Source organism: Reinekea sp., from assembly GCF_046710285.1.
Taxonomy (GTDB): domain Bacteria; phylum Pseudomonadota; class Gammaproteobacteria; order Pseudomonadales; family Natronospirillaceae; genus Reinekea.
Map to the genome: position 1 here is coordinate 61,700 of NZ_JBKEGY010000006.1, position 25,130 is coordinate 86,829.

The 25,130-nt window shown below is 42.5% G+C and carries 26 protein-coding genes; 12 read left to right on the forward strand and 14 right to left on the reverse strand.

The annotated features are described in order from the left end of the window. The first annotated feature begins 39 nt into the window (after positions 1 to 39). Genes thiC through thiE form a run of 5 tightly spaced genes read left to right on the forward strand, consistent with a single transcriptional unit; the run spans position 40 to position 5,450 of the window. Positions 40 to 1,956: a phosphomethylpyrimidine synthase ThiC gene (thiC, locus tag ACI882_RS06135; protein ID WP_411743929.1), complete on the forward strand. Its 1,917-nt coding sequence runs from the start codon at positions 40 to 42 to the stop codon at positions 1,954 to 1,956. After that, positions 1,953 to 3,017, forward strand: coding sequence for an FAD-dependent oxidoreductase (locus ACI882_RS06140; protein WP_411743930.1), 1,065 nt, complete (start codon positions 1,953 to 1,955; stop codon positions 3,015 to 3,017). Before thiC ends, ACI882_RS06140 begins: the two co-directional genes overlap by 4 nt. Beyond that, positions 3,001 to 3,195, forward strand: coding sequence for a sulfur carrier protein ThiS (gene thiS / locus ACI882_RS06145; RefSeq protein WP_411743931.1), 195 nt, complete (start codon positions 3,001 to 3,003; stop codon positions 3,193 to 3,195). The genes ACI882_RS06140 and thiS overlap by 17 nt, the downstream gene beginning before the upstream one ends. 1 nt (position 3,196) lies before the next feature. After that, a complete protein-coding gene (locus tag ACI882_RS06150) occupies positions 3,197 to 3,982 on the forward strand; it encodes a thiazole synthase (RefSeq protein WP_411743932.1) in 786 nt (261 codons plus the stop codon). Continuing rightward, complete coding sequence (gene thiE / locus ACI882_RS06155; protein WP_411743933.1) at positions 3,969 to 5,450, forward strand: thiamine phosphate synthase; 1,482 nt, start codon at positions 3,969 to 3,971, stop codon at positions 5,448 to 5,450. Before ACI882_RS06150 ends, thiE begins: the two co-directional genes overlap by 14 nt. Positions 5,451 to 5,453: 3 nt before the next feature. Here the strand turns inward: thiE and ACI882_RS06160 are convergent, their stop codons facing one another. Both ACI882_RS06160 and ACI882_RS06165 read right to left on the reverse strand, forming a co-directional pair. Then, positions 5,454 to 5,651: a hypothetical protein gene (locus tag ACI882_RS06160; RefSeq protein WP_411743934.1), complete on the reverse strand. Its 198-nt coding sequence runs from the start codon at positions 5,649 to 5,651 to the stop codon at positions 5,454 to 5,456. A 30-nt stretch (positions 5,652 to 5,681) separates the two neighbouring features. Beyond that, positions 5,682 to 6,119 carry a YqaA family protein gene (locus tag ACI882_RS06165; RefSeq protein ID WP_411743935.1) on the reverse strand — a complete coding sequence of 146 codons (438 nt, stop codon included), beginning with the start codon at positions 6,117 to 6,119 and terminating at the stop codon, positions 5,682 to 5,684. A 267-nt stretch (positions 6,120 to 6,386) separates the two neighbouring features. Between ACI882_RS06165 and ACI882_RS06170 the strand changes: the two genes are divergently transcribed. Together ACI882_RS06170 and yfbR are read left to right on the forward strand one after the other, a co-directional pair. After that, positions 6,387 to 6,656 (forward strand): DUF3461 family protein, encoded by a 270-nt coding sequence (locus ACI882_RS06170; RefSeq protein ID WP_411743936.1) that lies wholly within the window; start codon positions 6,387 to 6,389, stop codon positions 6,654 to 6,656. Between the two features lie 110 nt (positions 6,657 to 6,766). Next, complete coding sequence (gene yfbR / locus ACI882_RS06175; protein WP_411743937.1) at positions 6,767 to 7,384, forward strand: 5'-deoxynucleotidase; 618 nt, start codon at positions 6,767 to 6,769, stop codon at positions 7,382 to 7,384. On the opposite strand, the gene ACI882_RS06180 is transcribed toward yfbR, so the two are convergent. The 3 genes from ACI882_RS06180 to ACI882_RS06190 form a co-directional block, all read right to left on the reverse strand. Further along, positions 7,381 to 8,043, reverse strand: coding sequence for a TetR/AcrR family transcriptional regulator (locus ACI882_RS06180; protein ID WP_411743938.1), 663 nt, complete (start codon positions 8,041 to 8,043; stop codon positions 7,381 to 7,383). The genes yfbR and ACI882_RS06180 overlap by 4 nt on opposite strands. Positions 8,044 to 8,117: 74 nt before the next feature. After that, entirely contained in the window at positions 8,118 to 8,792 is a 675-nt protein-coding gene (locus ACI882_RS06185; RefSeq protein WP_411743939.1) for a sensor histidine kinase, read from the reverse strand. Then, positions 8,792 to 10,459: a response regulator gene (locus ACI882_RS06190; protein ID WP_411743940.1), complete on the reverse strand. Its 1,668-nt coding sequence runs from the start codon at positions 10,457 to 10,459 to the stop codon at positions 8,792 to 8,794. The genes ACI882_RS06185 and ACI882_RS06190 overlap by 1 nt, the downstream gene beginning before the upstream one ends. A gap of 306 nt (positions 10,460 to 10,765) precedes the next feature. On the opposite strand from ACI882_RS06190, the gene ACI882_RS06195 reads away from it, so the two are divergent. The 4 genes from ACI882_RS06195 to ACI882_RS06210 all read left to right on the forward strand — a co-directional run bounded on the left by ACI882_RS06195 (position 10,766) and on the right by ACI882_RS06210 (position 14,756). After that, positions 10,766 to 12,163: a tetratricopeptide repeat protein gene (locus ACI882_RS06195; RefSeq protein ID WP_411743941.1), complete on the forward strand. Its 1,398-nt coding sequence runs from the start codon at positions 10,766 to 10,768 to the stop codon at positions 12,161 to 12,163. Positions 12,164 to 12,344: 181 nt separating this feature from the next. After that, positions 12,345 to 12,863: a bifunctional 3-hydroxydecanoyl-ACP dehydratase/trans-2-decenoyl-ACP isomerase gene (gene fabA / locus ACI882_RS06200; protein WP_411746028.1), complete on the forward strand. Its 519-nt coding sequence runs from the start codon at positions 12,345 to 12,347 to the stop codon at positions 12,861 to 12,863. A gap of 9 nt (positions 12,864 to 12,872) precedes the next feature. Then, positions 12,873 to 14,090 (forward strand): beta-ketoacyl-ACP synthase I, encoded by a 1,218-nt coding sequence (gene fabB, locus ACI882_RS06205; protein ID WP_411746027.1) that lies wholly within the window; start codon positions 12,873 to 12,875, stop codon positions 14,088 to 14,090. A gap of 156 nt (positions 14,091 to 14,246) precedes the next feature. Beyond that, complete coding sequence (locus tag ACI882_RS06210) at positions 14,247 to 14,756, forward strand: VOC family protein (protein ID WP_411746026.1); 510 nt, start codon at positions 14,247 to 14,249, stop codon at positions 14,754 to 14,756. Between the two features lie 8 nt (positions 14,757 to 14,764). Here ACI882_RS06210 and ACI882_RS06215 read toward each other — a convergent pair whose 3' ends face one another. The 4 genes from ACI882_RS06215 to ACI882_RS06230 are packed head-to-tail and all read right to left on the reverse strand — an operon-like array spanning position 14,765 to position 17,971. Next, complete coding sequence (locus tag ACI882_RS06215) at positions 14,765 to 15,154, reverse strand: DUF3224 domain-containing protein (protein WP_411746025.1); 390 nt, start codon at positions 15,152 to 15,154, stop codon at positions 14,765 to 14,767. A gap of 23 nt (positions 15,155 to 15,177) precedes the next feature. Then, positions 15,178 to 15,717, reverse strand: a complete 540-nt coding sequence (locus tag ACI882_RS06220; RefSeq protein WP_411746024.1) for a DUF924 family protein — start codon at positions 15,715 to 15,717, stop codon at positions 15,178 to 15,180. Positions 15,718 to 15,761: 44 nt separating this feature from the next. Continuing rightward, complete coding sequence (gene tdh, locus ACI882_RS06225) at positions 15,762 to 16,787, reverse strand: L-threonine 3-dehydrogenase (protein ID WP_411746689.1); 1,026 nt, start codon at positions 16,785 to 16,787, stop codon at positions 15,762 to 15,764. Continuing rightward, entirely contained in the window at positions 16,784 to 17,971 is a 1,188-nt protein-coding gene (locus ACI882_RS06230) for a glycine C-acetyltransferase (protein ID WP_411746690.1), read from the reverse strand. The genes tdh and ACI882_RS06230 overlap by 4 nt, the downstream gene beginning before the upstream one ends. Positions 17,972 to 18,364: 393 nt before the next feature. Between ACI882_RS06230 and ACI882_RS06235 the strand changes: the two genes are divergently transcribed. Beyond that, positions 18,365 to 18,550 carry a hypothetical protein gene (locus tag ACI882_RS06235; protein WP_411746691.1) on the forward strand — a complete coding sequence of 62 codons (186 nt, stop codon included), beginning with the start codon at positions 18,365 to 18,367 and terminating at the stop codon, positions 18,548 to 18,550. A 62-nt stretch (positions 18,551 to 18,612) separates the two neighbouring features. On the opposite strand, the gene ACI882_RS06240 is transcribed toward ACI882_RS06235, so the two are convergent. From ACI882_RS06240 to ACI882_RS06260, 5 genes are all read right to left on the reverse strand, one after another. Beyond that, a complete protein-coding gene (locus ACI882_RS06240) occupies positions 18,613 to 19,035 on the reverse strand; it encodes a hypothetical protein (protein ID WP_411746692.1) in 423 nt (140 codons plus the stop codon). 69 nt (positions 19,036 to 19,104) lie between these two features. Continuing rightward, entirely contained in the window at positions 19,105 to 19,692 is a 588-nt protein-coding gene (locus tag ACI882_RS06245) for a lysophospholipid acyltransferase family protein (RefSeq protein ID WP_411744531.1), read from the reverse strand. 242 nt (positions 19,693 to 19,934) lie between these two features. Continuing rightward, positions 19,935 to 22,598 (reverse strand): TRAP transporter large permease subunit, encoded by a 2,664-nt coding sequence (locus ACI882_RS06250; RefSeq protein WP_411744532.1) that lies wholly within the window; start codon positions 22,596 to 22,598, stop codon positions 19,935 to 19,937. A 12-nt stretch (positions 22,599 to 22,610) separates the two neighbouring features. After that, a complete protein-coding gene (locus tag ACI882_RS06255) occupies positions 22,611 to 23,624 on the reverse strand; it encodes a TRAP transporter small permease subunit (RefSeq protein WP_411744533.1) in 1,014 nt (337 codons plus the stop codon). 97 nt (positions 23,625 to 23,721) lie between these two features. Beyond that, on the reverse strand, positions 23,722 to 24,816 hold the full coding sequence (locus ACI882_RS06260) for a TRAP transporter substrate-binding protein (protein WP_411744534.1): 1,095 nt from the start codon (positions 24,814 to 24,816) through the stop codon (positions 23,722 to 23,724). Positions 24,817 to 25,130 lie beyond the last annotated feature (314 nt).

A 25,130-nucleotide genomic window follows, 5' to 3' on the forward strand; every position in this document is an offset into this window, starting at 1 on the left:
CCTTCGGCAGACACTCACTTAATCTCAGTGGTGGCCATAATGTCGAAAATAGAAAATCTATCTGAACTTGTTAGTTTTAGTCAGTCTTTTATATCAAAGCTAAATGATCAGCCCTTCCCTGCATCAACAAAAGTCTTCTTTGGCTGTTCCCCAGATGTACAAGTACCTATGCGAAGGATCAGCCAAAGCGATACGCTTATTGAATCTTCATTAGGAGAACTTAGCTATGAAAAAAATGAAGATATTTTCGTTTATGATACCACTGGACCCATAACCGACGACAATATTCAGGTCGACATTGAGGTAGGACTTCCACAACTGCGACAAGCATGGATAGAAGAACGAAATGATAACGTGCTAATTTTTAAAACTTCTGATCAAACAAAACCTAAGACACTTCGTGAGACTAAAAGCGGTTACTTACGCGCACAACAAGGCAAATCTGTGACTCAAATGGCCTATGCACGAGCCGGTATTGTAACGAAAGAAATGGAGTTTGTGGCTATTCGAGAGAACTTAAATCGGCAAGCCTACCAATCTGAAGTACTGAAAAACCAACACGCAGGAAATGCATGGGGCGCCCATACACCTGAAGATATCACGCCTGAATTTGTGCGTGAAGAAATAGCCAACGGACGAGCAATAATACCTGCCAACCTAAACCACCCAGAACTAGAGCCAATGATTATTGGCCGAAATTTTTTAGTGAAAGTTAACGCCAATATCGGCAACTCTCCAGTACTCTCCAACATTGAAGATGAGGTTGAAAAGCTGGTTTGGTCAACTCGTTGGGGAGCTGACACCTTGATGGATTTATCAACTGGCGACAATATCCATCAAACTCGCGAATGGATTATTCGCAATGCACCCATTCCAGTTGGAACAGTACCTATCTACCAAGCCTTAGAAAAAGTAAATGGCATTGCTGAAAACCTAAGCTGGGAAATATTTCGCGATACAATTATTGAACAGGCCATTCAAGGCGTCGATTACATAACGCTTCATGCCGGTGTTCTATTGCGTTTTATACCGATGACCGTCAACCGTTTAACCGGCATCGTTTCTCGTGGTGGTGCCATCATGGCAAAGTGGTGTTTAGCACATCATCAAGAGAATTTCATCTATAGTCACTTTGAAGAACTGTGCCAAATATTAAAACAATATGACGTGTCAATTTCATTAGGCGATGGCTTACGTCCTGGCTCAGTTTACGACGCCAATGACGAAGCCCAGTTTGCTGAACTACGCACCTTAGGTGAGCTCACCCAAATAGCCTGGCAACACGATGTGCAGGTTATGATCGAAGGGCCTGGTCACGTGCCATTGCAACTAATCAAAGAAAACATGGATGAGCAACTGCGCCATTGTTATGAGGCACCATTTTATACATTAGGCCCGCTGACCACCGACATTGCTCCGGGTTATGACCATATAACCTCAGCACTTGGAGCGGCAAATATTGGTTGGTACGGCTGCGCAATGCTTTGCTATGTCACTCCCAAAGAACACCTAGGCTTGCCCAATAAAGAAGATGTTAAGCAAGGGCTGATCGCCTATAAAATTGCCGCACATGCAGCCGATTTAGCGAAAGGCCATCCTGGTGCTCAAATACGAGACAATGCTTTATCGAAAGCTCGCTTTGAATTCCGCTGGGAGGACCAATTTAACTTATCAATGGATCCAATGACTGCCCGCGATTTTCACGATGCGACATTACCTAAAGCGTCTGCAAAAAAGGCCCACTTTTGTTCTATGTGCGGACCTAAATTTTGCTCCATGAAATTAAGTCAAGATTTAAAAAGAGACCACAATAAAAAACAAGTCACATTAGAAACGGTCAACGGTACTGACATTAAGCTCAACCAAAGCCCTAAGAACCTAGGCTTACAATCCATGTCAGAAAAATTCAAAGCACAAGGGTCGGAGTTATATATTAATGCGGACAGTGAATCATGAAAGTAGCCATTGTCGGTGCTGGCATCGTTGGGCGTTTAACTGCCTTACAACTTATTAATGTTGGCGTTAAAGTCACTTTATTTGAAAAGCATCCCCTCATTGCGCCCGTTAACGCTGCGCATGTGTCTGCAGGAATGCTGTGCCCACTCGGTGAAATAATTCACGCACCGCAGTCCATCATAGACATGGGCATGTGGGGTTTGTCGCAATGGCCAAAGCTATTAAGCCTATTAAAATCACTAGACCCTGAGCATCAATCTGTTTTTTTTCAAGCTAATGGAAGTTTGGTGGTCGCGTTTGAATCAGACCAACAATGCTTTGAACAGTTTCGATATGACCTCAAACACAAAGCAAGCGCCTATGCAGATAATATTCATTGGTTATCTCAAGATAACCTACATGCACTTGAACCGTGCTTAACAAATTTCAAACAAGCTAGTTTAATAGATTTAGAAGCACAGCTGTGTAACCGATCTTTTTTATCTTCCTCAGCCCGAGCATTAACTGTTCACAGTGAAATATTTGATGATGAAGAGCTAAGCGTCAAAAAAATAAGTAGTTTAAGCCATTCTTATGATTGGGTTGTCGATGCACGCGGTGCTATGGCGGTTGGAAAAGAGCACCACAGTTCAAAAAGCAATCCACTGCGAGGTGTTCGAGGCGAAGTCATTCGTATTGAATGTCCTGAAGTAAAGCTATCTCGACCTATTCGAGTATTGCATCCGCGCCATCCAATCTACATTGTACCAAAACCCAATGGTGAATTTGTAATTGGCGCCACTGAGATCGAGTCGAACAGTGAGCATAATATTACCGTACGCAGCACCCTTGAATTGCTCAATACCCTTTACAGTGTTAACCCCGCATTTTCTGAGGCTCGTATTCTCGAAGCAAACATTGGAATCAGAGCCGCTTATTTTGATAACGAACCAAGAATGTCCATTAAAAACAACATCATTGTTGCAAATGGTCTTTATCGACACGGTTGGTTAGTCGGCCCAGCCCTTGTAGAACAAGTATTAACTTCAATTTTAGGAACCCCTAATGACCATATTCATTAACGGTGAATGTCACCCTCTAGTGTCGAATAATTTATTGGACATACTAAACCAGCATAATTTTAAATCACCTTATGCGATTGCCATCAATAAAGTCTTTGTACCAAACCATCAATATTCAACTACACGTCTGGAAGTTGGTGATGCACTCGATGTCGTCTCTCCCATTCAAGGGGGCTAAAATGGAAAAGTTGCGAATTTATGATCGAGTCTATAATTCAAGGTTGATATTGGGTACTTCACGCTTTCCTTCTCCGGCGATTCTTAGGTCGGCCATTATTGCATCGGGCACGGAGCTGGTGACCGTTTCATTACGTCGGCAACAATCTAACCCAGATGCTGCACAACAATTTTTGACGCTCATTAATGAATCTTTAGTCGATGTATTACCCAATACTGCAGGTTGTGAAAGCGAGCAAGAAGCGCTGATGCTAGCAAGGATGAGTCGTGAAATATTCAAGACTAATTTAATTAAATTAGAAGTCATTGGTGACAACTATACTTTGCAACCCGATATGGAAGAAACGCTGTTGTGCGCGAAGAAACTGATAGATGAAGGCTTTCAAGTTTTGCCTTACTGCACTGACGATTTAGTGATATGTAAAAAGCTAGTCGATCTAGGTTGCCAAGTGATAATGCCTTGGGGTTCACCAATCGGCAGTGGTAAAGGGTTAAACAACCCTTACCAATTATCTATTTTACGCCAGCGACTGCCTGAGACAACCCTTATAGTTGACGCAGGTTTAGGTAAGCCCTCTCATGCCGTTCAAGCTATGGAGCTGGGTTTCGATGGCATTCTGCTGAATACCGCCATAGCCAAAGCACATGAACCCGTATTAATGGCAGAAGCCTTTTACCATGCTGTCAAATCTGGGCGCTCCGGCTACCACGCCGGTTCTATACAAACACAGGAATTTGCTAGCCCAAGCACTCCGGTGATAGGAATGCCATTTCGTGTTAACGATTAAGAAAAAGTTGCTGATTATTTCAGGGTTTGAAGCAAATGGTTTTGCTGGCGCAGTCCGTGACGTTCAAGTCGCTTCGGCACTAGGCGTTAGTGCATCCATGTTGATCACCACCTTAACGGCACAGAATTCAAACCACATGTCGGCTAATCACGCTGTTCCTGCAGATGTAATAACCAAACAACTTAATAGTTTACTTATTGCACCGCAGGTTTTAAAAATTGGTGTGCTGCCCAATAGAGAAGTATCCATCTCGATTGCGACCTGGCTTAACAAATTCAGTGACAAAAAACCTTATGTGATTCTCGACCCAGTCAGGCTCAATAGTGGCGATCATTTAGCCTTCGCTTCTGAAAATTTATTATCTGTTATTGAACCGCTACTGCCCTTTGTTGATTTACTCACACCAAATTTAGCTGAACTAGGAACTTTGGTATCTCAAGTTGACCATAGTTTGTCTGCTGAAGAAGTTATAAGTCAATTTTTTAAAATGCAGCCCGTATTTCAAGGCAAGCTATTGGTTAAAGGTGTTATGGAAACTTTACCTTTAGCGCATTCAATTGATATTTTGGGCACAGCATTAGGCACTGATAATTTTACTTATTTTTCACAACGAAAACATAGCCTAAACATGCGAGGGACCGGCTGCCTTTTATCTACCGCTATCGGTTGTGCGCTTTGTGAAGACCATCCTGTGGAGAGTGCTATCGCGTTAGCCAGTGCTTACTTAGCTCAAGAGTTTAAAGCTCATGAAGATTCAGTCCACCCTTCTAACTTGCTGCCCAAAACCGACTGGCCTGACAACATTCACTATTTCCCAAAAGTAAATCATAATATCTCAGTACCCATACAAGACAGCCCATTCCAGCCGTTAACAATAACTCAAGGGCTTTACCCCATTGTTGATTCCAGTACTTGGGTAGCAAAACTGGCTGCGCTAGGTGTAAAAACCATTCAGTTACGTATCAAGAATGAATCTATGAAAGAGATTACTACAGAAATTCGGCGGGCCATTGAAATCAGCCGCCAATATTCACTGCAATTGTTTATTAACGATTACTGGCAGATCGCTATTGAGCATGGTGCCTATGGCGTTCACCTCGGACAAGAAGACTTACAATCGGCGAACTTAGCTTCGATACAGGCCGCCGGCATTCGGTTAGGCGTGAGCACCCATGGAGACTATGAATTTTTGATCGCTCACCAATTACGACCATCATATATTGCCGTAGGCGCAATTTATCCCACCCAAACCAAAGACATGAGTGGTAAAATACAAGGGTTACAGCGCTTAAAGCGATATTGCCAAATGACAGGAACTACTCCCATTGTTGCCATCGGTGGAATAAACCTGAGCAATGTAGAAGACGTATTGAAAGCAAAGCCGAGTTTTATAGCAGTGGTGTCAGCGATTACGAAATCGCCAACACCTTCTGACACTACTCAGAATTTCCTGCACGTATTAAGATGATGCTCATTTCTTCTTTTTTAGGGCTCTACTGTCACTTTCTTTATCTTGTTTACTGCCAACGACCTTAAGAACTAACAACAAGACTAGAAACCCGCCCACTATGTACAAGAGTTGCATAAGCTCTGTGGAGGAGCCTTCAGAGTTCATAAACTGTGTCATGCCTTGTACTCGATCTCGTTGATCTAAGGTTGGTAAAAACATATTTCATCCTATTATTAAGCCATGAATAGGCTAGTTGTTACTTTGTATTGCCTGCAATACCGATAAAGTACCCCATATCACTACGCCATAGCGAACTGCTTTACCGAGTAATAACCAACAATATACTTTAATACGCTGAAAATTAAGGGCACCAGCGACTAATGGCAAAATGTCGCCGATTATGGGTAGCCAAGCAAAGGCCAATATCGGCGCGCCGTAGCGCTGTAAAGATGCTTGCAGCTTTACCCAACGGTGACCAATTCGTAACTTCTTTTTTTCTAACCACTTTGTCGAAAATTTGGCAAGTTCATACATAGTGATTGAACCCAGTGTATTGGCTATGCTCGCTACAACCCAAATTTCAACAAATAAACTAGGCGTGTCTGTTATTAGGTAACTGACGTAGGCTTCTGATGCCATAGGCCAAATTGTTGCAGCGATAAAAGCGACCATGAATAACGAAAACATTTAGACACCTTTTTGAGCTAGAAAATTGGTAGATTCCGCGAACCATCAAGCAATAGAGGCTGCAATATTGAGCTAGCTCAATATTACCTAGGTTAGTTCAGGTATATTTAGCTTCATTCAATTAAAGAACATTCTTGGGTTGAACTAAAGGTTCGGTTTTCACAGACACTCATGAAAAATGCCAAAAGCATTCTAACAGGGTCTCTTTGAAAGCCCCATGAAAATGAGGGTCACTGATTAAAATTAAATGTGATTCGGAGAACGATTATGTACAACAATATTCTTGCATTAGGTATTGATGACCTTGAAAACATAAAAGGATACAGTCTAAATTCAGAAAAAGATCGTGATATTTTAAAAGTACGCTTTCACCCTAGCAAGGGTCATTTTATTTCTCGTTCTCAACGTTATATTTACCCTCGACAGCATAAGGTTATTACTGTTGACAGTGGCCGGCGGGAAAAAGTCCACATGACTGAAATTAGCCCAACTTTACGCTATGTCATCGAAGAGTTAGACCGAATCGCTCGTCATTAGGTCTCCTAAATATAATCCGCCACTGATAAGAACCCAGAATGTGGCGGACATTCACACTATTCCTATATATACTATTTGAATAGTTTTGAATATTTGAAGACAAATAATACATGGCAACCTTTCGATTCTTTGCCCTACTAGACCGTCTAAGATGGATCAAGCGTTGGGGCTTAAAACGTAACGTAATCGAAGAAAACGTGATGGAACACAGCTGGCAAGTCGCCACCATTGCCCATTCACTCGCGATTATTCGCTTTGAAGTTTTTCATAAGCCAAGTGAAGCATATACACCCGAGCAAGTAGCGACGACCGCGCTCTATCACGATTGCAGTGAAGTGATCACTGGCGATCTCCCGACGCCAATAAAATATCATTCCGAGATTATTCGCCAAGCCTATCAACAAATTGAAGATGAGGCAGAGGTAGAGTTGTATATGCAACTGCCAGAAGCATTAAAGGCTTCGTTAAAAGGCCATATTTTGCATCAGTACATACACCCTGAGGTAGCTCAGTTAGTAAAGTTCGCTGATCGAATTAGTGCTTTTTTGAAGTGTCAGGCAGAATTGCAAGCTGGCAATAGTGAATTCAAACAGGCTGCACTAAGTATTGAGCAAGACATTAGAGAAATGGCCAGCCCTGAAGTTGACTACTTTATGTCCAACTTTGTTGATTCGTATCGGCTGACCTTTGATGAACTGCTCAGCCAACACGATTCAAATTTAGACTAGTTTGGGTCTAAACCTAGACCGCCTAAAATAATTGTTTTGATGGTCTTAGTGGCTTTAGCAAAATCTTCATCTTGCAACTCTTCACGCCCCAAAACCCACTTTATTTGTGTCGCAAAATCAGCATAGTGCTGTGTAGAACCCCAAAGCATAAAAATAAGGTGATAAGGGTCTATATCGTTTATTTTTCCTGCGCTGATCCAACCTCGAAAAACATCCGCTCGGTCATCTACCCATGCGTGAAGATCTACTGCTAGGTATTGCTCTAAATACGGCGCGCCTTGAATAATTTCTATGGCAAAAATTTTTGAAGCCAGTGGGTTGGTCTGCGAATATTTCATTTTTTCATCAATATAGCCCGACAATACTTCTTTAGGGTCATCTGAGACCGAAGCTTCGCTAAAGACATGATTCCAAAGTTCTAAAATATCGGCTAAAACGACGCCATACAACCCTAGTTTGCTCTTAAAGTAGTACAAAATGTTCGATTTTGGTAAATCAGCTCGATCCGCGACGGCGTTTAATGATGTCCCCTTATAACCGTTGAGTGCAAACTCCACTTCGGCTGCTTTAAGGATTTTGGCTTCATTTTGCTGACGAATACGCCCTGCTTTCTTTTGCGAGCGGAAAACACTATTCAGTTGTTTTTGTGCAGAATTCACGGGGATTTTCCTGTAGTGACAGTCTCGATTTAGGTTACTTTACCACATTATTTTGACTATTAGGACAGGGATATTTAAGGTAACCATAAATCAAATGACGCTCCGCCCTCTTCGTTATTACTTAATGCTATATAGCCAATTCGGTCGCCATGTGTATGCATTCCCGCGATCTGCTGGCAAAAGTATAACCCTAAGCCCGTGCTCCCAGTTTGAAAATCGATCACTTCAGGCTCTTTTACAAACGCCACTAGCGATTCGGGGTAACCCTGGCCATCGTCCGTAATTTTGATATTTAGCCAGCCATCGATCTCTTCAACATCAAATTGCAATCTCGAGTGGGTATAGCGAATAGTATTGGTCATTACATTGGCTAACAACCCATCTATTAAGATGGCATCCATGAACCAAACACTGTCAGGGGTCTTGTCATTAATTTCAAGGCTAATATCCATTGATTTTAACAGCTCACGATAACGCGCGGTGGTATCGGCAATGACATCGCTAACCAATACGTCATCAAAGCTTGGTGCAAAACGCCCTTTTTGCATTTTATACAAGCCCAACATATGTACTAAGCCATTATTAATTCGACCACACTCGAGCTGGATACGACGAATTTCTTGCGCCGACTGACTGTCTACTTCTCCAATTCGCTGCGCCACTTCATTTAGTTGACCATCGATTAACCCCAGAGAGTTTTTAACATCATGTACTGTTGCCGCCAGTATCATTTGCGTTTCTAAATCCATTAGGCCTCCTGACTTAGCTTTGTGACTGTTTTTTTAAGTTTAGAAAATCGTTCAAACTGGTAATGCTGCTCTGGCAAATAATCTAGCCGTTGTAATAGTTCTGAACAAACTTTCAACTCATCTTTTGAGTTAGGCATGTGCTTTAAATTTTGTAACTTGGATTGTACAAAGTTCAGAATCATACCAGGATGACTGGGCGAAATAGCTAACGCTTGTAAGAAAAGTTCAATAGAACGAGAGTATTCCTTAAGTTTGTAATGTTCTATGCCTTTTGAGTTTAAATCATGCGCTTCTTTTCGCTTTGCATGTGAAATTGGTTCGCTCTGCAAAGTGTCTAACTTCATTAAAAACTCTGGATTATCTTTAAACCGTTCGCGCAAGCGCTTAACTACTTCATCACCGTCATCTAGTCGACCAGTAAAGTAAAATGTTTCCGTGACATAATAGGCAGTCTCAGGGATCACTTCTTCAATATTAGCAAACATTTCACTAAATAATTGATTCAATTTTGGATGATGAGGATTTACTTTGGCCGTATTTTCTTTTCTTAATTTCAAGGCGTCATTAAACAGCTTGGCATTAATACTGCCTTGAAAACGATCCGTGATTTTTTTGCTGACGAATGATAAGTCTTTTTGAATATCTCGTCGACGGTTCTCACTGAGATCATCGAGTTGCACCTCTACCTCCAACCCATCAACTAGCTTTTGGTAGGTTCCTAGCGATTCATGCATCGTGCCTTCTGATAGAGAAATTGCGTCTTTATAGGCCTTATTTGACCGAGTAAAATCTAGATTTCTTTGAGCAACTTTTGCCAATTCTCGATGTCGATGAATACTACGAGGCGCTCTTGATATTGCCTGCTCCAGTAAATTTTGTACTTCAGAATATTGCTCTGTCTTCTTATATAGCGTAACTAAAAGGTCATAAGCACCCATTGCACTAGGCTCTTTAAGTAACACCTGCTTCAAGCCGACCTCAGCGACACTTAGTTTGTCTTGCAGAATTTCTATTTCATGAATGGCAACCTGTACCCAGCCCTGATAACGCTTTTCTAGCAAGCCATATAAAAAATTTTCGGCTTCTGTGTACTTGTTTTGTTTTATCAGTGCCTCGGCATACATTTTCTGGGCGAATGCGCGATAACGTGGATGCAATTCCATTATACTTCTCGCTAACTGCGATAATGTTGACCAATCTTCCTTCTCTGCACAAATAAACATCGGCAATAGAACTCGTCTGCGGTCAAACCATCGCTCTAATCGGCCTGCTAAAACATCCATAGCAAAAGGTTTGGCGAGGTAATCATCAGGTTGAAACTCTAACGAACTAATGACCACCTCGCGCGAGGTGTCGGCCGTTATCATCACAAATACGGTTTCTTGGCTAATTAGTTTTTTGGTACGCCACTCTTCAAGTAAGCGCGCACCATCACGCCCTTTACCTAAGTTAAAGTCACATAAAATCAAAGAAAATCTCATTTCCTTCACGGCCTTAGTTGCCGAGTTACCCTCGCCTGCTTCAAAGACCGAGTCGTAACCCAGTTCGTTCAGCATGCTTTTAATAGATTTTCTCACATTGGCAAAGTCATCAACGATCAAAATCTTTTGATTCTTAGTTTCAGGAGGGGCTGCATTATCGCCCAGTAAAGCAGATTTTGTATTCAATAAGACCTCTATTAACGGTTTTATAACGAGTTTGATTTTTAAACTAAATGCTATGTCACTGTAGCTTAAAATAGATGCTATCGCTGTACTTCGCAAAAAAGACTAACATAGCTGCATCAAAATAAATGAACAAGTTTGTAAAATCCTCCTTTCGGCAAATCACAGCAAATTAGACTATTCTTAAAGTGGTAGGATCCGATGGTTCTGCAAGTTCAGTTTTTAACACCAAGTGACTATTTTCTTAGCACAGAAACTATACATTTAGCGTTAAGAATAACTGTCCTGACAATTTTTAGAGGTAAAGTAATGAACGCTCGTTGGTTTTTCGTAGGAATCTTTACCTTCAGTACCAGCTTTGCACAAGATGACATTCGAGCTTTAGCAGTCCCTCTGCATAGTGAAATTAATTCCACTAGCGAGGGTATCTTCATAGATCGCGATGCACCATTGTTAATGTTCGTTGACTTCGTCCAGCAACAAGACTGGGACCGAGCCCGTATTTTAGCAAATGAACTACTTGAGGTGTTTGAAGGCGTACCAACATTCGATATGCATTACGGCTTGTTGCTAATGCACGAACAGAACTACGAAGCAGCTATTAGGTATTTTGAAGCGGTTTTACCTCTTGAGTCTAACCAATTTTTCATACGCTATGAGCTCGGTCGCGCCTATTTTTTAACTGTCCAATATGAACGCGCCGAAAGTGAGTTGCTTAAAGTTCTCGCTTTTAACCCAGCGCCAAGCCTTAAAGCTAAGATAAATACAATGTTGTCAGCAATAGAGAAACAACGCCGGAGCCTTGATATTACCAATCGCCTAAAGTTGAGCCTTTTAACTGGCTGGGACAGCCATAGTGTTGGCAATGCAACATCGCAAATTGACCTAGCAACTAATGTACTGGGTACAGCAATAAGCAGTTCAAACAAGGCCCCTTTTAGGGCACTTTACGGTCAATGGTCTGTTAATTACGCACTTATAAAACCCACTGCCAATATGGGGAGCCAGGAATTACAAGTTGATTACAGCACCAAAGTATATGCCAACACAGATCACCCTAATCTGCACACTTTTGGCATAGGCGGCCATCTATTCAATCAGCATGTAAATAAACGCTTTACGCTGCCTATTTTGGCTCAGCTAGAGGTCTCTGATCGCAGATTATCGCAGCTGACCCTTTCAGCCAGCTATCAAGTTGATCTTCTGACTTGGGGCCCATTATGGGTTGGCGCTAACATTGGCACCCAACCAACTATTTCATTCACTGATGAAGCAACCAATATGGTTAAAGACACGGTCGGTGTTAGGTTAAGCGCCACAGAACGTGGACTTGACCATATTTTCCAAAGCCAATATATGCAAATAACACTGGCTGGAGATGAAAACACAGCCGATGAATGGCGGGCCATGGTCAATCGTTATCAATTAAGCTGGGAGCCACAACCAACTCTCGTGGTGGCTAGCCAACTAGAGCATCAATGGCGTATTTATAAGGCCGTAACTGAAGTACCTTCAGGCAGTAGCTCCTCAACCGTGTTACTGCGCAGACAAGACCAAGTTATTAGGCTCAACAATCAACTCAATTGGCAATTAAATGATTGGTTTCACAGCACGACCAATGTATTGATAGAGTGGCAAGATAGTAATATGAATGCTTACGAGCATAATCGGTTTGCTGTTAGTCAGGCCTTCGGTGCGCGCTTTTAGCAAGTGTGTAAACCAAGTTTGAGAAGACATTTGGGCGAACTTTGCCTCGTAAATCCCTAATATCCATCGATTAAGCGCCTTATATACCTGAATAATCAATGATCTTTTTCCTACTAAGCATGAATACAAGGGTGGTTTTTTGGTATGGTAATGGCTGAATTTACTTAATATGGGTTTTACCATGTCTGAACGTCCTTCTTCATTAGATAAAAACGACCTCATTGAGTGCGGCCATGGCCGTATGTTTGGCCCGGGCAATGCACAACTACCTGTCGACAACATGTTGATGATGGATCGTATTACTATGATCACGAACGAAGGTGGCGAATTTGGCAAAGGCTATATTCGCGCTGAACTCGATGTAAACCCAGATCTCTGGTTCTTTAAATGCCACTTCCCTGGTGACCCGGTCATGCCTGGGTGCCTAGGCCTAGACGCCATGTGGCAATTAGTTGGCTTTTACTTAGGCTGGCGCGGTAACCCTGGTAAGGGTCGTGCATTAGGCGTTGGTGAGCTAGCTTTTAAAGGTCAGATAATGCCAGATGCCAAGAAAGTTGTTTACAAGCTAGAAATAAAACGCGTCATCGAACGCCGATTAATTATGGGTATAGCTGACGGCATTGTAGAATGTGATGGTAAAGAAATTTATTTTGCAAAAGACCTTAAAGTAGGCCTTTTCAAACCTGAAGATGTTAAGTGAGACAATGATATGAAACGCGTTGTAGTAACAGGTATGGGTATTGTGTCTTGCATTGGTAACGATGTTGCCGCAGTCACAGAATCTCTCAAGGCCGGCAAGTCGGGCATTTCTTTCAATGAGAAGTACGCTGAACTCGGTATGCGTAGCCATATTAGTGGCACGCCAAGCATCGATCTAAAAGAACATATTGACCGTAAATCTATCCGCTTCATGGGTGAAGCTGCCGGTTATGCCTATGTTGCCATGCAACAAGCCATTGCCGATGCTGGCCTAAGTGAAGACCAATATTCAAACCCTCGTGTGGGTTTGGTAGCAGGTTCTGGCGGGGCAGACTCTGCCAGCCAAACTGAATCGGCTAATATTTTATTAGAAAAAGGCTTAAAGCGAGTCGGCCCTTACCGTGTGACCCAAACCATGGGCTCAACAGTATCTGCTTGTTTAGCGACGCCGTTTAAAATCAAAGGCGTTAACTATTCAATTACCTCTGCGTGTGCAACCAGTGCGCATTGTATTGGTAATGGCATGGAGCTAATTCAACTAGGCAAACAAGACATTGTGTTTGCTGGCGGCGGCGAAGCCGAACATTGGACCATGAGCTGCTTATTCGATGCCATGGGCGCCCTGTCAACCAAATATAACGACGCACCTGAAAGCGCGAGCCGTGCCTACGATACAGATCGAGACGGTTTTGTTATTGCCGGCGGTGGCGGTATGTTGGTACTAGAAGAGTACGAACACGCCAAAGCTCGTGGCGCAAAAATATACGGTGAATTAGTCGGTTATGGCGCAACCAGTGATGGTTACAACATGGTTGCACCAAGCGGCGAAGGCGCTGTGCGTTGCATGAAGATGGCCATGGAGAATGTAGACGGCGAAATCGACTACATTAACGCCCACGGCACAAGTACACCAGCTGGTGACGTTACTGAGTTAAAAGCCGTTCGCGAAGTATTTGGAGACAAGATGCCACCTATTGCTTCAACTAAATCGCTGACCGGTCACAGCCTAGGTGCAACGGGTGTTCAAGAGGCCATTTACAGCTTGATAATGATGAACGATAACTTCATAGCAGCCAGCAAAAACGTTGAAAACATCGACCCAGAAGCCGGTGAAAACGTCAATATTGTTACCGAGCGCCAAGATGGCGTTACGCTTAATAATGTAATGTCGAACAGCTTTGGGTTTGGCGGTACCAACGCTACGTTGGTGTTCTCTCGACTGAAGTAATAATCAAGAACTTTCAATTAAGGCGCTATCGTTAAGATAAGCGCCTTTTTTGATTAGGTATAACCCCTATGGTTCCTATGGTGGCTACAACTGGTCTAGTCTTAAACAAGAATGTGGAGTACGGTTAGTAATAAAACAAACGCATAGGAGTCTGCAATGAAACAGAATAGTTTCCGCATGGGGCGTCTCGATCATGTTCATATACGTGTACCGAATCGAGACATCGCGGCGCAATGGTATTCAGACTATCTGGGCTTCGAGGTCGTCAAGAAATATGATTTTTGGGCAAAAGGCTTTAGCGGTGGTCCTCTTCAAATATCAGCAGATGGCGGAAACACAATGCTCGCGCTATTTGAAGCCAGTGAAGGACACCCTTTGGCACCGCAACTTACGGGTGTTGCCTTTAGCGTCGACTCAGACACATTCATTTCTTTCTCGCGGTCACTACCAAATGGTATTGAATCGCCTGCTGGCCAGCAACTTAAAGCAAATGACATTGTTGACTTTGATTTGTGCTGGGTTTACAACTTTGTTGATCCTTGGGGCAATCATTTCGAACTTAATTGCTATGAATATAAGCAAATAAAGCAAGACTTGATTGCCGCAGACAATTTAACCCCTGTGCGCTATTGGCCCAGCGAGCTAATTGATGAGTATCAAAAATGACTATACAGCTACAGCTGATACTCGAAATCATAATAGTGCTGGCCTGCTTCAATATTAATTTTCATACTGCCTGTTAAGCCGATCAGTTCACCCGTTCCGGAATCAGCAACGACTTCAATCACTAAACGATCACTGCCTTTATCCATAGCCCCGAAGTGTTGCAAAACAAAGCTGCCCGTTTTTCCAGCTAATGCACCTTCTACTTGTTCAATGGCAACATAGCCGGCAGAACCTTGGGTGGCTGTCATAGCACTGAGCATTTCGCCTTGGCTTTGAGCTTGTAAATCACCCTTGAAGGTTTTATCGATCGACATGCGACCAAGGTTAACGCCATGTTTGCCTTGGGCGTATGAATCAATTGGGTTGAGCTTTACTTCGAATGTTCCTCTAGCTTTCATGTTTATTCCCTTTCATTAGTTAACTAGAATGAGGAGCCCGGTTGCTTAAGAAATTCTATTTCTTCTGCTGTCGACTCTCGTCCTAATATGTCATTGCGATGCGGGTACCGACCGTACTGTTCGATAATATCTTTATGTCGAATTTCGAAGCCGAGTACCTTTTCATTGCCAAGTTGTTCAAATAGTTTCACGGCTTCTTCATGAATAATAAGCGATTCACTGTGCATGTGCGGCATATAAACGAACCGCCGTTGCGCTTCTGAGAGCTCCTTGTCTTGCCCTAGACTGATCATCTCTTGCGCTAAGGTGAGTGCGAGTACATCAGAGGCAAAGGCTTTTGAAGAGCCTCTAAACATATTCCTTGAGAATTGATCGAGTAGTATAATTTCAGCTAGGCGACCTTGAGCAGAAGTACGCCACGTGAAGAGTTCACAGCGATTAGCTTGTTCATGCAGTGTTAAAAACCGCTCTCTGATTTTCTGGTCAAAGCCTTCATCTTTTTTCCACCACAGTGATTCATCAACTTCTTCAAACCAAAACGATAAAACATCGCTGTAACTCATATTGGGCTCCGAATAGTAAGTTTACATTTTAATAGATGAAAGAATTAGCTCCAATCTAGAATAACCTTGCCCGATTGCCCACTGCGCATTATGTCGAAACCCTTTTGGAACTCATCAATGGGTAAATGATGCGTGATAATCGGCTTTAAATCTAAACCCGATTGAATTAGCCCGGCCATTTTGTACCAGGTTTCAAACATTTCACGACCATAAATCCCCTTGATTTCTAACCCCTTAAAAATAATTTGAGTCCAATCGATACCCATTTGTTCTGGGGGTATGCCCAGCATGGCAATTTTGCCGCCATTGTTCATAGACTCAAGCATTGATCGAAATGCACTGGGTACGCCCGACATCTCTAAGCCAACATCAAACCCTTCTGTCATGCCTAGCTGCTGCATAACATCGGTTAAGGTTTCTTGAGCAACGTTAACGGTTTTGGTCGCGCCCATTTGTTGGGCTAACGATAGTCGATAATCGTTAATATCGGTGACAACAATATTACGAGCACCCACATGCTTTGCGACCGCTGCGGCCATTATACCTATAGGTCCTGCGCCTGTTATTAACACATCTTCAGCGACTAAGTTAAAACTTAAGGCGGTGTGCACGGCGTTACCAAAAGGATCAAAGATAGCCGCCATGTCATCGGTGACATCAGCCGGTAACTTAAAAGCATTAAAGGCAGGAATGACCAAATACTCTGCAAATGCACCGGCTCGATTAACGCCCACGCCTTGAGTATTACGGCATAAATGTCGACGACCAGCGCGACAATTACGACAGTAGCCGCACGTAATATGGCCTTCACCACTGACACGGTCACCAATAGTAAAGCCACTTACTTCCTGCCCTATTCCGACAACTTCGCCAACATATTCATGGCCGGTCACCAAACCCAATGGAACGTTTTCTTGTGACCAATGGTCCCAGTTATAAATATGAACATCGGTTCCACAAATAGCCGTTTTATGAATTTTAATCAATAAATCATTATGGCCGACTTCCGGTTCGGGTACGTCGGTCATCCAAATTCCTGGCTCAGCTTTTAGTTTTGCTAATGCTTTCATTGAATAACTCCGTGTAATTTACCTACCTCTATAAAGGCATCAATGGCTTTATCAAGTTGCTCGCGAGTTAAAGCTGCGTTCATTTGAGTACGAATACGAGCTTGGCCATTCGGCACCACAGGAAAACTAAAGCTAACAACATAAATACCACGGCTGAGCATATCCTCAGCAAATTTACCGGCAACCACTGCATCGCCAATCATCACCGGAATAATTGCATGGTCTTTACCGGCTAAGGTAAAGCCCACTGCTTCCATTCGAGTTCTAAAGTAGTCGGCATGCTGCCAAAGTTGGCTGCGCAATTCACTACCCTGCTCCACCAGTTTGAGTGCTTTTAAGGTTGCAAAGGCAATAGCTGGTGCTAGAGAGTTGGAAAACAAATAAGGTCTTGAGCGCTGCCTTAACCAATCGACTATGGGTTGGCGTGCTGCAGTATAACCACCACTTGCGCCGCCTAATGCCTTACCCAATGTGCCGGTGATAATATCAACCCGTGACAAAACATCGCAATATTCGTGACTGCCTCGGCCGTTTTCACCTAAAAAACCGACTGCGTGACTGTCGTCGACCATAACTAGAGCATCGTACTTATCAGCTAGGTCACAAATTGTTTTTAAATCGGCTATTACGCCGTCCATGGAAAAAACACCGTCGGTCACAATTAGCCGAGTTTTGGCATCTTGGCTTTGCTGTAAAATAGATTCAAGCTCAGCCATGTCATTATTTGCATAGCGATAACGTTTTGCCTTGCAGAGCCTTACGCCATCAATAATAGATGCGTGGTTTAACGCATCAGAGATGACTGCGTCTTGGTCATCTAATAAGGTTTCAAACAAACCACCGTTGGCGTCGAAGCAACTTGAATACAAGATGGTATCTTCCATGCCCAAAAACTCGCTCAGCGCTTGTTCTAGCTGTTTGTGTATTTGCTGTGTACCACAAATAAATCGAACCGATGCTGCTCCAAAGCCAAATTGCTCCATGCCGTTTTTAGCCGCTTCAATTAGTTCCGGTGAATTCGCTAAGCCTAAGTAGTTATTTGCGCACAAATTTAGGACTTCACCTTGAATAGTTGATATCTCGGCACCTTGAGGGCCTAATAATTCGCGCTCATATTTGTATAAACCTTCAACTTTCAACTGATCTAACTGCTTTGGTAAGCGCTGTAACAATGTTTTTGACATAATAGGCTCCTTGTTTAGGTGATAGAATCGGTTGGTTTTCAGTGAAAATCAACAGAGCTTACGAATGGTTTTAACTTTTAGCTGTCAGGCCGTGCTGACAGCTCTTAAATGGTCACATTGGGTCATTGGCCCCCATAAATACTCGACTAAATAGTCAATATGAAAGGAAGACCAGCGATATAAGGGTTTTTGAATCAATATTGGCTTATAGAGTAGAAGAGTTAGTACTTATTTGACACAATACTAAATTAAAGTTTCATGATGAATCAAACAACGGTTATAAGAGCTGAATTAAGGCTTTTCATCGTCTAAACTTATTAGTAGTGCCGTAATAAACGTCGGCGGGAAGCCCGTTTAAGCTATTATGGTTTTTAACACCTAGAGGGATGCAAAATGGATCCACAATTAATAGAACTTGAAAATGCAATTGAAGAGGCTGAAATCGCAAAGCGAGCCTTTGTAAAAGAAAACCCAAATGGTGCTGGAGATAAGAACGAACGTATGCGTTTGTACACCAATGTAGAAATGTCTCGAAAAGCACTTAGAGAATATAAAAAGTTAAACCCTCACCTCTTATAACTTCTTAATATGGCATAGGTGCCAATTGTATTGGGCCTATGCCAACGTCGGAAACTATGCGATCAGTATGAATCGCCTACACAAGATGCTTCACCATAACGAGAGGCAGACATAGAGTAAGCACCCGCTTCTGATGCTATTAACGAAAGTGCTTCGTAATCTGCATCGAATTGAATATTAATAGAGACGTTAACGTCTAATATTTCGGCACTGTAACCATAGCCAGAATTACTAACCGAGACGTCTTGAGATGTCATTTGGTAGTTTTTCCAACCCGCTTTTTTGGCCATATTATTGATCAGGTCTATCTTTTCCTGATAATAATCGCCGATTTTATCGTCATTGGTTTTAAGCGCCATGTAATACAACGACACGGTTTCTGTTTGCACTAGCTCACATTCTGTTTCTGTTTCATCTGCATAGATGGTTGTAAGGCCAGATGAAACAAAAATGGCTAAGCTGATGGCGGTTTTTTTAACGTTCACAGGTAATATTCCTTATTACTGGGTTAGTTTAGATCTTAAACTTGATAAGTCTTCTAAAAGAACACCATCTTAATAGTTTTCAGGTACTTTGCCAGTGAACTGGCCGAAAAACTCGTAACAATCTTTGGCATCTTGCTCTAAATTGCCCGTTGGATAATATAATCCACAAAAAATAATTGTTTTGGTTTTGTATTCAAACGTCACCCGAAAAACAGGTACCTCGGCTGCTTGCGCAATACGTAGAAAGCCAGTTTTAAAGTGGCCAATTTTCTTACGAGTACCTTCTGGAGCGATAGTGATTAACATGGTTTCATGTGATCTAAATTGGTCTGCAATCTGCTCTGCCAAACCTCTCGGGGCATGTCGGTATACTGGGATGCCACCCCATTTAGTCATGATACCTTTAAAGGGCCATTTAAAGAGCGTGTGCTTGCCCATCCAATAAACTTTAAAATCCATGGCAAACATAAGCATAACGCCAAGTGGAAAATCCCAGTTACTGGTATGAGGCGCAACCGTAAACATGGCTTTAGGGATATCGGGTATGTCACCTTCGACCTTCCAACCCCAAATTTTTAACACGGTTTTACCTAGCCAGCGCGTAAAGCCATTACCAAACCGATCCCAACTATCGGGTATTTTAGGAAAATCAGACACACTAGCCTCCATTAACTATACAACTGTCTATTAACGACAGTGTAGCTGTTTTCAAACCATTAATTAATGAATTTAGTGCATGTTTCTATGAAACAAAAAGCTGTAAACAAGCTTTATAATTGTAATTTGCCGATTTTTGCAAGCATTGGTAGCGCAATAGTCAATAACATAAACCATCAGACATAAAAAAGCCGAAACAGGTATCACCCCGTCTCGGCTTTTATAATTTACTCAATTACACATTAGAAACTAAGCGAAACATCTCTATGGTGTGACAAACATGACGCAATTGATAAGGCTAGAGACTCGCCTAGCTTAGGCTGCTGACGCACGCCTATATTGTCAGCTAACGCTGCATCTAAAACCAACAACTCCGGCAATACTGCTTCGGTGGCTTGCTCTAACCAGGCCAACTCTTGTATTAGTTGCGCAACAGCTTGATTCATATACAGAACAGCTTCAACCGTATTTGGTGAATCGCCTCGTAACGAACGGCGAGCCTTCGTTACTAACCGTGCAACGTCATAAGAACCTGGAACGTTTGCCACCTTATCTTCAAACGACTTAACCCATTCCATGGCTTCATTTGCACCATCATTCTTAATGCGACCTTCAATCGATTCAATACCTGGTCGTAGAGCAGCAAGCTTATCTTTTGCACGAATCACACTGATCAGCTCTTGAATGGGCGTATAAGTGTTATCTACGTGATTACGATAACCGAAACGGCTGGTCTTAAGGGTTTGCTCTAATGCTTGATATGTTGCTTTAGTTTCATCCCAAGTAGCTGGAATTGTTCCATCGAGTCGAGCAATTTCTGCTTCTAACAGAACGATTTCTTTTTCGGCATCCCGAATATCTTCTTCGGTCGTGGAATCGTTATAACGAGCATCATCAATAAAGCTAGTCAACTCTTCTATTTCCACCACATGCCGAGCCTTTAATCGCTCTATATTGCGTACATTACTGTGTAAGGGCCGATATAAGTCAGCGGCTTCTGTAATCGCTAATTCAGCACTTTGTACAACACGAACTTTCTCGAAGGTTTGCGTGGCTTGCCGCAATGAGTCAGTTAAAGATTGTTGATATTGATCTGGTAACATTGAAACATCAATACGTTGCATTGCCTCAATCGCAGACAATATTTTATCTTCATCACGCCCATAGGTTCGGAAGACTTCTTCTTCTAAACATTGCTGTAGCTTTGGGTTGATCGGTGGCGGTGAATTTTCAGATGTCAAAAATGTTTTATTTGGCAAATAATTCACCAAAAATGGCATGAAACCAACTATCGTCAGTGCCAATAATTGCAAACCGATAAAAGGAATCACGCCTTTATAAATATCAACAGTTTTAACGGCTTTCGAAGCTACACCACGTAAATAGAATAGGGCAAATCCGAAAGGAGGCGTTAGGAATGAAGTCTGCATATTTAGGCCTATCATGACACCTAACCAAACTGCGGTTATGTTTGCATCTGGTGCCGCCAATAAAATTGGCGCAACCAATGGCACAACTACCACTGCAATTTCAATAAAGTCTAAGAAGAAACCAAGAATAAAAATAACCAGCATGACAACAAAAAACTGAGTCCAGAAACCACCAGGTAAACTCGTGAGTGCATGACGTACTAACTCCTCACCACCAAAAGCTCTGAATGCTGCGGTCAACATGGCAGCACCGAGTAGGATTACAAAAACCATACTGGTTGTTTTTACTGTTTCAATCATAACCGCGTGCATAGTGTCTTCAGCACGGTGTACTCGAATAATGCTCCAAGCAATACCCACAACAAGAATGCTTACAAGAATAAACGCTAAGATGATACCAACCGTTTGACCGGTGGTTTCGATGTTTTTAATGTTGATATCCCAAATTGAAAGCACAATGCCTAAGCCAATAACCGCCCCAAGAGCAATCATTGAAGGAGTATAAACATGCTTCTCGCCTTTATGAATGCGATAGCCGCCCATTAAAATTGCGCCTACTGCACCAATTGCACCCGCTTGGTTTACGGTGGCAACTCCCGAAAGAATTGAACCCAATACCGCAATAATAAGTGCCAAAGGCGGAATAAGTGCTTTTAAGACATTTGCTAAGAAACTGCGATCATATTCACCATCGTAGGGCACTGGCGGTGCTGATTTAGGTCGGAAAATCGCGTTGGCAAGAATATACAAAATATACAAAGCCACTAACAACAGACCAGGAATAATTGCACCCATAAACATATCGCCGGCACTTGCCGAAACAACATCTAAATGAGATGGCATTGAAAATTCACCCGTCGCTGCCCGATAAGCTGCAGCACGCATTGTCGATGCTTGATCGGCAGCGGAAGAAAGCTGATCCGCTAGGATAATCAATACGATAGAAGGAGGAATAATTTGCCCCAGCGTACCCGAGGCACAAATGGTCCCGGTCGCTAGAGATTTACTGTAGTTATTTCGCAGCATTGCGGGTAGAGAAATCATCCCCATAGCTACCACGGTTGCACCTACAATGCCTGTGGTGGCGGCTAACAAGGCGCCAACTAATACCACTGAAATACCTAGGCCACCGGGCACTGGACCAAACAATTGTGCCATTGCGACTAATAAATCTTCGGCAATGCGTGAACGCTGTAACATGATGCCCATAAAGATAAACAATGGGATTGCAATTAGCGTATCGCGTTCAACTTCCCAATAGATACTACGGAAGTTGGTTACCCCTGCTGTTAACCATTGAACAGGTCCACCATCGGCAAAATATGCGCCGGTATCACCAGCGAACATCCAACCACATAAGGCGGCTAATGAAATAGCAATAATGGCTGAGCCTGGCAATGCAAAGGCTACAGGGAAACCGGAAACTAATGCTCCGATCATCAAACAAACTAGTAAAGCTAGAAAAAACAGTTCCATGATATTCCTTACCTATGCGCCAACGTCTTCATGCTCTTCTTCGCTAACGTTTACTTCGCCAACTAGAATTGCAATATGTTTAAGAAAATAACTCGAAAACTGCATGATCATGGTCAATGCAAAGACTACGAGGTACGCGGCTAACAAATATTTAATGTACAAACCATAACTGGCTTGTGATATTTCGAAAGTTGCAATTGGGCTATTAAGTACACTGGTGCTTTCCCACATGCCTACGCCTAAAATTGTCCAGCACAATGGTAAACCTAGCAATAGGATACCCATAATATTGACCCAGGCTTTAAAACGAATAGACTTGCCCGCATATAGGACATCAACACGCACATGACCTTCTGATTTTAGTGTGTAGGCTGCCGCCAACAGAAATAATCCGGCATACCAAAAACGCACTAAATCACCCATAAACGTCTGTTCATAAGAGAACACAAATCGGGTAATAACAATAAGTAGCTCTGACAACACAACCATAAGTGCCAGCCAAGCCACTGAATACTTCTTAACAAAAAAGGCAATAATAAAACTGAGCGCAATTATCGGATAATGAACGTACATCCCTCTAAATGTAGCTATTCCAAGGTTTCGTTCTAAGCCTTCGCTTACGAACAGTCCGAGAAAACCTTCAATTCTAAGGAATGATATTACACTATCGACAATTCCTATGAGGAGAACAGACCAAAACACTGCCCTTACGACATAAGAAGTCCAACGAGAAAGCTTATCACTGTCTGCTATTAACAAAGTGGATTCGTTTTTCTTGCTCCAGAAGTAGGCGCAAGGGAAAACCAACAGGTAAAATAGAAGCTGCAACCAACTCAAGGGTGTCGCTTCATTCGCATCGGACCATAAGGCGACGATACCAGGCCAATCATGACCGACAATAAGAAAATTATTAAACAGAAAGACAAACGTAAAAAACACCATACCCAGAGCAAAAGTTCGAGCATAAAGGTTTATCGATTTGTAACTAGGGGTCGAGGGTTGCTCATGAACAGCGACAATATCCACTGGATCACCACATTAAAATAGAAGGGAAGAAAATCAAACACCTACCCACTTGTCTGGGTAAGTGTTTTCTTAGTTTTTAAGTAGCCAAATATTACAACTACAGACCAAGTACGCGGTTACGTTGCTGCACATAAGCGGAGTCAGAAATGTTATTCCAACCACCAATCTCTTTACGTGCTTTGATCATGCTCTGGTGAATCTCTTTCGCTAATGGAGAGTGATCTTGAACATCATCAAATACTTCATCTGAAGCTTCACCGAATGCATCATAAATATCATCAGAGAAGTTACGAAGCTTAACACCTTGCTGAGAAATTAGGCGCTCAAGTGCGGCACCGTTCTTTGCGTTAAACTCAGCAAACATTACATCGTTTTCCATTGCTGCTGCTGCTTCAATGATTAACTGATCAGAGCTTGATAAACCATCCCACCACTTCTTATTCATTTGTACGCTTAAAGAAGCACCTGGCTCATGGTAACCTGGGTAGTAATAAAACTTAGCCGCTTCATAGAACTTCATGATTTCATCGTTCCAAGGGCCTACCCACTCTGTTGCATCAATTGCGCCAGAGATTAAGTTTTCATATATCTGTCCACCTGGTAAAGATACCGGTGAAGCACCCATTTTAGCTAATACATCTCCGCCAAGGCCTGGCATACGCATTTTCAAGCCTTTAAAGTCTGCAGCAGAACGCATTTCTTTACGGAACCAACCGCCCATTTGCACGCCTGTGTTCCCACAAGGAATACCCTTTAGTCCGAAGTCGGCTGAAAGCTTGTCATATAATTCTTGACCACCTGAAAAACGCATCCAAGCGGTAAATTCACTAGCCGTTAAACCAAACGGAACCGCCGTAAAATAACCGAAGCCTGGGTGCTTGCCAGTAAAGTAGTAGTCAGCACCGTGGTACATTTGAGCGTTGCCTGAGGCTACTTCATCAAATACATCGAATGCACCGACACGTTCGCCAGCGGCAAAGTATTTAACCGTCATACGGCCATCAGTCATATCAGATAAACGCTGTGCGAAGCGCTGTGCGCCCGTTCCCAACCCAGGAAAATCACGTCCCCAAGTAGATACCATGCTAATTTCAATACGCTCAGAAGCGATCGCAGGTGCAGAAATAGTTGCAGCAGCTGCTACAGAACCAGCACCAATCAAACCCTTCTTTATGACGTCACGTCTTTTCATTATTTTCTCCTGGTTGGTCACTAATATGTCAGATTCGACATATTAGCTTTCTTTATAATTGTTTTTGAACTGCATTCGCAGTGAACCATTCTTTGGAGCGATTTTGCTCACCCTCTTGCGTGTTTAATTATTTTTTTAAACGCTCACTGAATTTAACCAATGAAGCATGGTTTGGATAGCGTTTATTTTCGAGTTACTACTATTTTACGACCTTTGACTAATTATCACTCAGACTAAAGTCGTAGTTTTTCTCAAGACACTATTGCAAAATTAGCGCTTAACTGTGGTTTTCTTTTATTGATCTATCTCAGTAT

Bases quoted from the DNA above. Each gene is read 5' to 3' on its own strand.
- thiC (WP_411743929.1), top strand. From the start codon at position 40: ATGTCGAAAATAGAAAATCTATCTGAACTTGTTAGTTTTAGTCAGTCT.
- ACI882_RS06140 (WP_411743930.1), top strand. From the start codon at position 1,953: ATGAAAGTAGCCATTGTCGGTGCTGGCATCGTTGGGCGTTTAACTGCC.
- thiS (WP_411743931.1), top strand. From the start codon at position 3,001: ATGACCATATTCATTAACGGTGAATGTCACCCTCTAGTGTCGAATAAT.
- ACI882_RS06150 (WP_411743932.1), top strand. From the start codon at position 3,197: ATGGAAAAGTTGCGAATTTATGATCGAGTCTATAATTCAAGGTTGATA.
- ACI882_RS06160 (WP_411743934.1), bottom strand. From the start codon at position 5,651: ATGTTTTTACCAACCTTAGATCAACGAGATCGAGTACAAGGCATGACA.
- ACI882_RS06165 (WP_411743935.1), bottom strand. From the start codon at position 6,119: ATGTTTTCGTTATTCATGGTCGCTTTTATCGCTGCAACAATTTGGCCT.
- ACI882_RS06170 (WP_411743936.1), top strand. From the start codon at position 6,387: ATGTACAACAATATTCTTGCATTAGGTATTGATGACCTTGAAAACATA.
- yfbR (WP_411743937.1), top strand. From the start codon at position 6,767: ATGGCAACCTTTCGATTCTTTGCCCTACTAGACCGTCTAAGATGGATC.
- ACI882_RS06185 (WP_411743939.1), bottom strand. From the start codon at position 8,792: ATGGATTTAGAAACGCAAATGATACTGGCGGCAACAGTACATGATGTT.
- ACI882_RS06195 (WP_411743941.1), top strand. From the start codon at position 10,766: ATGAACGCTCGTTGGTTTTTCGTAGGAATCTTTACCTTCAGTACCAGC.
- fabA (WP_411746028.1), top strand. From the start codon at position 12,345: ATGTCTGAACGTCCTTCTTCATTAGATAAAAACGACCTCATTGAGTGC.
- fabB (WP_411746027.1), top strand. From the start codon at position 12,873: ATGAAACGCGTTGTAGTAACAGGTATGGGTATTGTGTCTTGCATTGGT.
- ACI882_RS06210 (WP_411746026.1), top strand. From the start codon at position 14,247: ATGAAACAGAATAGTTTCCGCATGGGGCGTCTCGATCATGTTCATATA.
- ACI882_RS06215 (WP_411746025.1), bottom strand. From the start codon at position 15,154: ATGAAAGCTAGAGGAACATTCGAAGTAAAGCTCAACCCAATTGATTCA.
- ACI882_RS06220 (WP_411746024.1), bottom strand. From the start codon at position 15,717: ATGAGTTACAGCGATGTTTTATCGTTTTGGTTTGAAGAAGTTGATGAA.
- tdh (WP_411746689.1), bottom strand. From the start codon at position 16,787: ATGAAAGCATTAGCAAAACTAAAAGCTGAGCCAGGAATTTGGATGACC.
- ACI882_RS06230 (WP_411746690.1), bottom strand. From the start codon at position 17,971: ATGTCAAAAACATTGTTACAGCGCTTACCAAAGCAGTTAGATCAGTTG.
- ACI882_RS06235 (WP_411746691.1), top strand. From the start codon at position 18,365: ATGGATCCACAATTAATAGAACTTGAAAATGCAATTGAAGAGGCTGAA.
- ACI882_RS06250 (WP_411744532.1), bottom strand. From the start codon at position 22,598: ATGGAACTGTTTTTTCTAGCTTTACTAGTTTGTTTGATGATCGGAGCA.
- ACI882_RS06260 (WP_411744534.1), bottom strand. From the start codon at position 24,816: ATGAAAAGACGTGACGTCATAAAGAAGGGTTTGATTGGTGCTGGTTCT.